The following is a 5,786-nucleotide window of genomic DNA, read 5'->3' as shown; positions in this document are numbered from 1 at the left end:
CGACGCGCTGCTCACCGGCTCCTCCTCCGTCCACCAGGCGCTGCGCTGCGCGCTGGCCGCCGCCGAGGTGGTCGGCGAGACGCAGCCCGACTGGGCGTGACCCGGGAGGAGGACGTCACCGCGCTGCTCGACGCCGCCGAACCCTTCGGGGGCGTCGACGTGATGGTCAACAACGCCGGCCTCGGCGGCACGGCCTCCGTGCTGGAGATGACCGACGAGCAGTGGAGCCGGGTGCTCGACATCACCCTCACCGGGACGTTCCGGTGTGTACGGGCAGCAGGTCGCCGGATGGTCCGGCGCGGCACCCGCGGCGTGATCGTCAACAACGCCTCGGTCGTCGGCTGGCGCGCCCAGGAGGGCCAGGCGCACTACGCGGCGGCGAAGGCCGGTGTGATGGCGCTGACCCGGAGCGCGGCGATGGACCTGGCCTCCCACGGCATCCGGGTCAACGCGGTGTCGCCCAGCCTGGCGATGCACCCGTTCCTGGCGAAGGTGACCACCGACGAGCTCCTCGCGGAGCTGACGGAGCGGGAGGCGTTCGGGCGCGCGGCGGAGCCGTGGGAGGTGGCGAACGTGATGGTGTTTCTGGCCAGCGACTACGCGTCGTATCTCACGGGCGAGGTCGTGTCGGTCAGCAGTCAGCGCGCGTGAACTCTCCGCTTCCCGTGCTGCCGGGGTGCGGTCAGGCGCCGATGAGGTGTTCGGCGCGGTCGCGGTCCGTGTGCAGGGTCCAGTAGTCGAGGGCGATCTCGTCGGGTGCGCGGTGGGGGACGCCTGCGGGGGCCTGGGTGCCGATCATGAGGTTGATGGCCACGTTGGTCACGTGGATGCCTTCTTCCGCGAGGGTGTTGTGCAGGTTGAGGGCCCAGTTGCGCTGCCCCGCCTGGGCGATGTTGAGGTCGGCGAGCATCGGGTACGGGTTGACGGCGCCGCCGCCCGTGGTGAACAGCAACGTGCCCGAGCGCGCTTCGAGCATGCCGGGCAGCACCGCCTGGACGGCCGCGACCGCGCCGAACAGCAGGGCGTCGACCTGCGGGCGCAGGCTGTCGACGGTCACGTCCTTGGGGGCGGTCATCGACAGGCCCGCGTGCGGGGAGAACTCGAGCACGTCGATGCGGCCGAACCGCGCGATCGCGGCCTGGAGCGCGTCGGTGAGCCGGGCGGGATCGGCGACGTCGGCGGGGAAGCCCTCCGCGGTGATCCCGGCCTCGGCGAGTTCGGCGACGAGGGCGTCCAGCTTGTCCTTGCTACGGGAGACCAGGGCGACGTCGAAGCCGTGGCCGCCGAAGACCTTGGCTATGGACAGGCCCAGGCCCGGACCGGCTCCGACGATGGCGATGGTGGGCATGCGAACTCCTAAGGGGGTGCTTTCCCGGCGGGCGCCGGGTGACGGTGAAGGTGAAGCTGGATGAGCGTGGGCGTGGGCCGGGGTCAGTCCCCGTCGCCCGCCCTGGCGGAGTCAGGGGATGCCCAGTCGGTCGGGCACGGCGCGCCCAGGGCGCCGAGGATGCGCTGGGAGGCGGCGCCGAGCTGGCGCTGCTGCGCCTTGGTCAGCGGGTCGAAGACCAGGCGCCGCACCGCGTCCACGTGGCCGGGCGCCGCGGCGGCGACCTTGTCCATGCCCTCGTCGGTCAGGGTGGCGAGGGTGGCCCGTCCGTCGGACGGGTCGGGGTGGCGGCGCACCCAGCCCCGCTTCTCCAGCCGGATGACCACGTTCGACAGCCGGGAGAGCGCGCTTCCGGCGTACTGGGCGAGATCGCTCATCCGCAGCGTGCGCTCCGGCGCCCCCGACAGCGCGGACATCACCACGTAGTCGAAGTGGGCGATGCCCGCGTCCCGCTGCATCCGCGATTCCAGCGCGGCCGGCAGCTGCGTCAGCACGTAGGCGAAGGCGTACCACTGCTGCAGCTCATCGCCGTCGAGCCAACGCGTGGCGTCGGCGCCCTGCTCCTTGTCCATGCCTCCAACATACTCCAAGCATGGAGTGAATGCACACCCCGGTTACTCGTAGCTTGGAGTAAATTCGCCGTTCGGCCCCGGATCGGTGCGGATCACTGCCCCGCGGGCGCGTCCTGTCCCGTGAGTGCCGTCCCGTGGGCCGCGGCCAGGCGCCGCACCGCGTCGCGGACCACGCGGTCCACCAGCTCCTCGCAGCTCGGCAGGTCGTCGATGAGGCCCACCACCTGGCCCGAGGCCAGCATCCCCGCCGAGGTGTCGCCGTCCACCAGGCCCGCCTTCAGCAGCATCGGCGTGTTCGCCGCCTGCATGACCTGGGCCCAGTCGCGGTCGCTCGTCCTGCGCATGCGGCGGCCGTCCGCCAGCAGGGCCGGCCAGGACAGCCCGCTCATCCTCTTGAACGCGAGCGTCCGGCGCGCGGTCGCCGCGAGCCGGCCGAGCGCGCCGGTGTGCTCCAGGTCCTCGACGAACTCCGTACGCAGCAGACGGTGCGGCATCCCGTCCGCCCGGGTGGTGACGACCGTGCCGTCCAGACCGAAGGCGAGGTAGCGGCGCTTGACCGGGTCCGGCACCGCGCTGTCGCTCGTGAGGAGGAAGCGCGTGCCCATGCCGATGCCCGCGGCGCCGTACGACAGGGCCGCCGCCAGGCCCCGGCCGTCGAAGAAGCCGCCCGCCGCGACGACCGGGATGCCGACCGCGTCCAGCACGCTCGGCAGCAGCAGCGTCGTCGGCACGCTGCCGGTGTGACCGCCGCCCTCGCCGCCCTGCACCATCACCAGGTCCGCGCCCCAGGCCGCCACCTTCTCGGCGTGCCGGGCCGCGCCCACCGACGGCATGACGACGATCCCGTGCTCCTTCAGCCGGGCGATCAGCTCCGGCTTCGGGGCGAGCGCGAACGAGGCGACCTTCACCCCGTGCCTGATCAGCAGCTCGACCCGGTCCGCCGCGTCCCCGGCGTCCGCACGCAGATTGACGCCGAAGGGGCGGTCCGTACGGCCGCGCACCTCCAGGATCGCCGCCTCCAGCTGCTCCAGGGACATGGTCGCCGAGGCGAGCAGGCCGAGGGCGCCGGCGTTGGCGGTGGCGGAGACGAGCCGTGGTCCGGAGACCCAGCCCATTCCGGTCTGTACGACGGGATGGTCCACCCCGGTGAGTTCCGTCAGCGCGGTGCGCAGCGTCGGCGGCGTGGTCACGGTGCTCCTTCGCGGTACGTCTCGAGCGTGCCGCCCGACTCGACGAAGGCGTCGCGGTGTTCGTCCGCGACGCCCGCGAGGTTCAGTTCGAAGGTGAAGCCCTGCTCGAACCGGTAGCTGCGGTTGACGTCCATCGGGTCGATGCCGTTGAGCGCCTCCTTCGCGGCGCGGATCACCCGGGGGTCCTTCGCGGCGATCTCCCCGGCCACCGCGAGAGCGGCGTCGTCGAGCCGGTCGCGCGGCACCACCTCCAGGACGGAGCCGTGCGGCACCAGGTCCGCCGCGCGGATCGTGCGGCCCGTGTAGTACAGCGTCCGCATCAGGTGCTGCGGCACCAGTCGCGCCAGATGGGTCGCGGCGCCCAGCGCCCCCCGGTCGACCTCGGGCACGCCGAAGTACGCGTCCTCGCTGGCGACGACGGTGTCGCAGTTGCCGACCAGGCCGACGCCGCCGCCCAGGCAGAAGCCGTTGACGGCCGCGATCACGGGGACCGCGCACTCGTAGATCGACCTGAAGGCCGCGTAGCAGCCCTTGTTCGCGCCGACCAGCGCGGTGAACCCCGCGGTCCGCTGCATCTCCTTGAGGTCCACCCCGGCGTTGAAGCCGCGGCCCTCGGCGCGCAGGACCACCACCCGGACCGCCGGGTCCTCACCCGCGGCGCGTACGGCGTCCGCGACCGCGAACCAGCCGTCCACCGGAAGGGCGTTCACCGGCGGGTAGTCCATGGTGATGACCGCGATGCGGCCGTCGACCGGTCTGGTGGAGATGCCCATGGCCACATCCTAACTAGCGATTGCTTGGTAGCCTAACACTTGCTTGGTTCCTGACAGGTTTTCAGTACCACTGACCGAGAGGGATGGACATGCCCGGCATCCTCGACGGACGCGTGGCCGTCGTCACCGGGGCCGGACGCGGCCTGGGGCGTGAGCACGCACTGGAGCTCGCCCGCCAGGGAGCGGCGGTCGTGGTGAACGACTTCGGGGTTTCGCTCGCCGGCGAAGGGACCGGCGAGACGCCGGCCGAGGCCGTCGCCGCCGAGATCGCCGCCGCCGGCGGGCGGGCCGTGGCCAACGCCGCCGACGTCGCCGACTTCACGGCCGCGGGTGCCCTGGTGCGGCAGGCGGTCGACACCTTCGGCGGGCTGGACATCCTGGTCAACAACGCCGGCTTCGTACGCGACCGGATGCTGGTCAGCACCTCGGAGGAGGAATGGGACGCCGTCATCCGCGTCCATCTCAAGGGCCACTTCGCCCCGCTGCGCCACGCGGCCGCGTACTGGCGTACCGAGGCGAAGGCGGGCCGGGCGCGCGCCGCCCGCGTGATCAACACCTCGTCCGGCGCCGGGCTCCAGGGGTCGGTCGGGCAGGGCGCGTACTCGACGGCCAAGGCCGGCATCGCGGCGCTCACGCTGGTGGCCGCGCAGGAGCTGGCGGCGTACGGGGTGACCGTCAACTCCATCGCGCCCTCGGCCCGTACCCGAATGACCGAAGGGCCCTTCGCCGAGAAGATGGCGGCGCCCGAGGACGGCTTCGACGCCATGCACCCGGGCAACGTGTCACCGGTGGTCGCCTGGCTCGCGAGCGAGGCGGCCGGGGACGTCACCGGCCGGACCCTCGAGATCGAGGGCGGCCGGGTCTGCGTCGAAGACGGCTGGCACCACGGCGCCGCGCTCGACCTGGGCAGGCGCTGGACCGCCGACGAGGCGGGCGAGCACCTGCGCACGCTGCTACGCAAGGCGGCGACGCCGGAGCCGGTGTACGGGGCGCGGTCGTAAGCTGCCCCGCCCTTGCCATGCCTATCGAATTTCGATAGGTTCCCATCGCAAGTCGATGGAAGGATGGGTCATGGGAAAGCTGGCCGTGCGTGCGCTGCACGCCGTGCTCGTGGTGATGATCGTCGGCACCGTGTTCGTGCAGGCGTCGATGGTGTGGGTGCTGGTCAGCGGGAGCGACCCGGAGGACGGGACGCTCCCGCTGACCGCGCTGCGCGTGATCACCGCCGTCGGCATGGTGGCGGCCCAGGCCGCCCTCGTCAGCGTCTGGCGGCTGGTGACGATGGTGCGCCGGGGGACCGTGTTCTCCCACGCCGCCTTCCGGCACGTGGACGTCGTGATCGGCGCGATCGTGGCGGCCGCCCTCGGGTGGTTCACGGTCACCGCGATCAACGCGCCGGGCCAGCGGGAGGACCCGGGCGTCACGCTCATCATGGGAGGGATCGGCGTGGCCATCCTCGGGGTCGCGCTGATCGTGCTCGTGCTGCGGATGCTGCTCGCCCAGGCCGTCGCCCGCGACGTCGAGGCGACACAGATGCAGGCCGAGCTGAACGAGGTGATCTGATGGCGATCGCCGTCGACATCGACGTGATGCTGGCCCGGCGGAAGATGTCCGTGGGCGAGCTCGCCGACCGCATAGGGATCACGCCCGCCAACCTGGCGGTACTGAAGAACGGCCGCGCCAAGGCGGTGCGCTTCACGACGCTCGCCGCGCTCTGCGAGGTGCTCGAGTGCCAGCCGGGCGACCTGCTGCGCTGGGAGGGCGAGGGCGCCGCCGACGGATGCGAAGTAGTCCGCCAGACCGCTGGTCCGCGCGTGCATCTCCGCGCCGCCGAGGGACTCGTCGTCGGACCGGCTGTGTGGGA

At 72.3% G+C, this 5,786-nt stretch carries 6 protein-coding genes and 3 pseudogenes; 4 read left to right on the top strand and 5 right to left on the bottom strand.

Features of this window, described 5'->3' with window-relative positions; all coding sequences use genetic code 11:
• Positions 1 to 96 precede the first annotated feature (96 nt).
• A pseudogene (locus AB0M28_RS39750) lies at positions 97 to 651 on the top strand (SDR family oxidoreductase); the annotation flags it as partial.
• A gap of 31 nt (positions 652 to 682) precedes the next feature.
• Here the strand turns inward: AB0M28_RS39750 and AB0M28_RS39745 are convergent.
• The 4 genes from AB0M28_RS39745 to AB0M28_RS39730 form a co-directional block, all read right to left on the bottom strand.
• Positions 683 to 1,348, bottom strand: a complete 666-nt coding sequence (locus AB0M28_RS39745; protein WP_365415596.1) for an SDR family NAD(P)-dependent oxidoreductase — start codon at positions 1,346 to 1,348, stop codon at positions 683 to 685.
• An 83-nt stretch (positions 1,349 to 1,431) separates the two neighbouring features.
• Entirely contained in the window at positions 1,432 to 1,959 is a 528-nt protein-coding gene (locus tag AB0M28_RS39740) for a MarR family transcriptional regulator (RefSeq protein ID WP_365415594.1), read from the bottom strand.
• A gap of 92 nt (positions 1,960 to 2,051) precedes the next feature.
• Positions 2,052 to 3,131: a nitronate monooxygenase gene (locus AB0M28_RS39735; RefSeq protein ID WP_365415598.1), complete on the bottom strand. Its 1,080-nt coding sequence runs from the start codon at positions 3,129 to 3,131 to the stop codon at positions 2,052 to 2,054.
• Between the two features lie 14 nt (positions 3,132 to 3,145).
• Complete coding sequence (locus AB0M28_RS39730) at positions 3,146 to 3,922, bottom strand: enoyl-CoA hydratase family protein (RefSeq protein WP_365415591.1); 777 nt, start codon at positions 3,920 to 3,922, stop codon at positions 3,146 to 3,148.
• Positions 3,923 to 4,011: 89 nt separating this feature from the next.
• On the opposite strand from AB0M28_RS39730, the gene AB0M28_RS39725 reads away from it, so the two are divergent.
• The 3 genes and pseudogenes from AB0M28_RS39725 to AB0M28_RS39715 all read left to right on the top strand — a co-directional run.
• Positions 4,012 to 4,923: an SDR family oxidoreductase gene (locus AB0M28_RS39725; RefSeq protein WP_365415590.1), complete on the top strand. Its 912-nt coding sequence runs from the start codon at positions 4,012 to 4,014 to the stop codon at positions 4,921 to 4,923.
• 70 nt (positions 4,924 to 4,993) lie between these two features.
• Positions 4,994 to 5,485 (top strand): DUF2975 domain-containing protein, encoded by a 492-nt coding sequence (locus AB0M28_RS39720; RefSeq protein ID WP_365415588.1) that lies wholly within the window; start codon positions 4,994 to 4,996, stop codon positions 5,483 to 5,485.
• Positions 5,485 to 5,622, top strand: a pseudogene (locus tag AB0M28_RS39715) (helix-turn-helix domain-containing protein); the annotation flags it as partial. The gene AB0M28_RS39720 and the pseudogene AB0M28_RS39715, both read left to right, overlap by 1 nt.
• Here the strand turns inward: AB0M28_RS39715 and AB0M28_RS39710 are convergent.
• Positions 5,578 to 5,786, bottom strand: a pseudogene (locus AB0M28_RS39710) (hypothetical protein); the annotation flags it as partial. The pseudogenes AB0M28_RS39715 and AB0M28_RS39710 sit on opposite strands and share 45 nt — an antisense overlap.

The organism is Streptomyces sp. NPDC051940 (assembly GCF_040680895.1).
Lineage (GTDB): Bacteria > Actinomycetota > Actinomycetes > Streptomycetales > Streptomycetaceae > Streptomyces.
This window is presented reverse-complemented; position numbering and strand designations above follow the sequence as displayed.

Bases quoted from the DNA above. Each gene is read 5' to 3' on its own strand.
- AB0M28_RS39745 (WP_365415596.1), bottom strand. From the start codon at position 1,348: ATGCCCACCATCGCCATCGTCGGAGCCGGTCCGGGCCTGGGCCTGTCC.
- AB0M28_RS39740 (WP_365415594.1), bottom strand. From the start codon at position 1,959: ATGGACAAGGAGCAGGGCGCCGACGCCACGCGTTGGCTCGACGGCGAT.
- AB0M28_RS39730 (WP_365415591.1), bottom strand. From the start codon at position 3,922: ATGGGCATCTCCACCAGACCGGTCGACGGCCGCATCGCGGTCATCACC.
- AB0M28_RS39725 (WP_365415590.1), top strand. From the start codon at position 4,012: ATGCCCGGCATCCTCGACGGACGCGTGGCCGTCGTCACCGGGGCCGGA.
- AB0M28_RS39720 (WP_365415588.1), top strand. From the start codon at position 4,994: ATGGGAAAGCTGGCCGTGCGTGCGCTGCACGCCGTGCTCGTGGTGATG.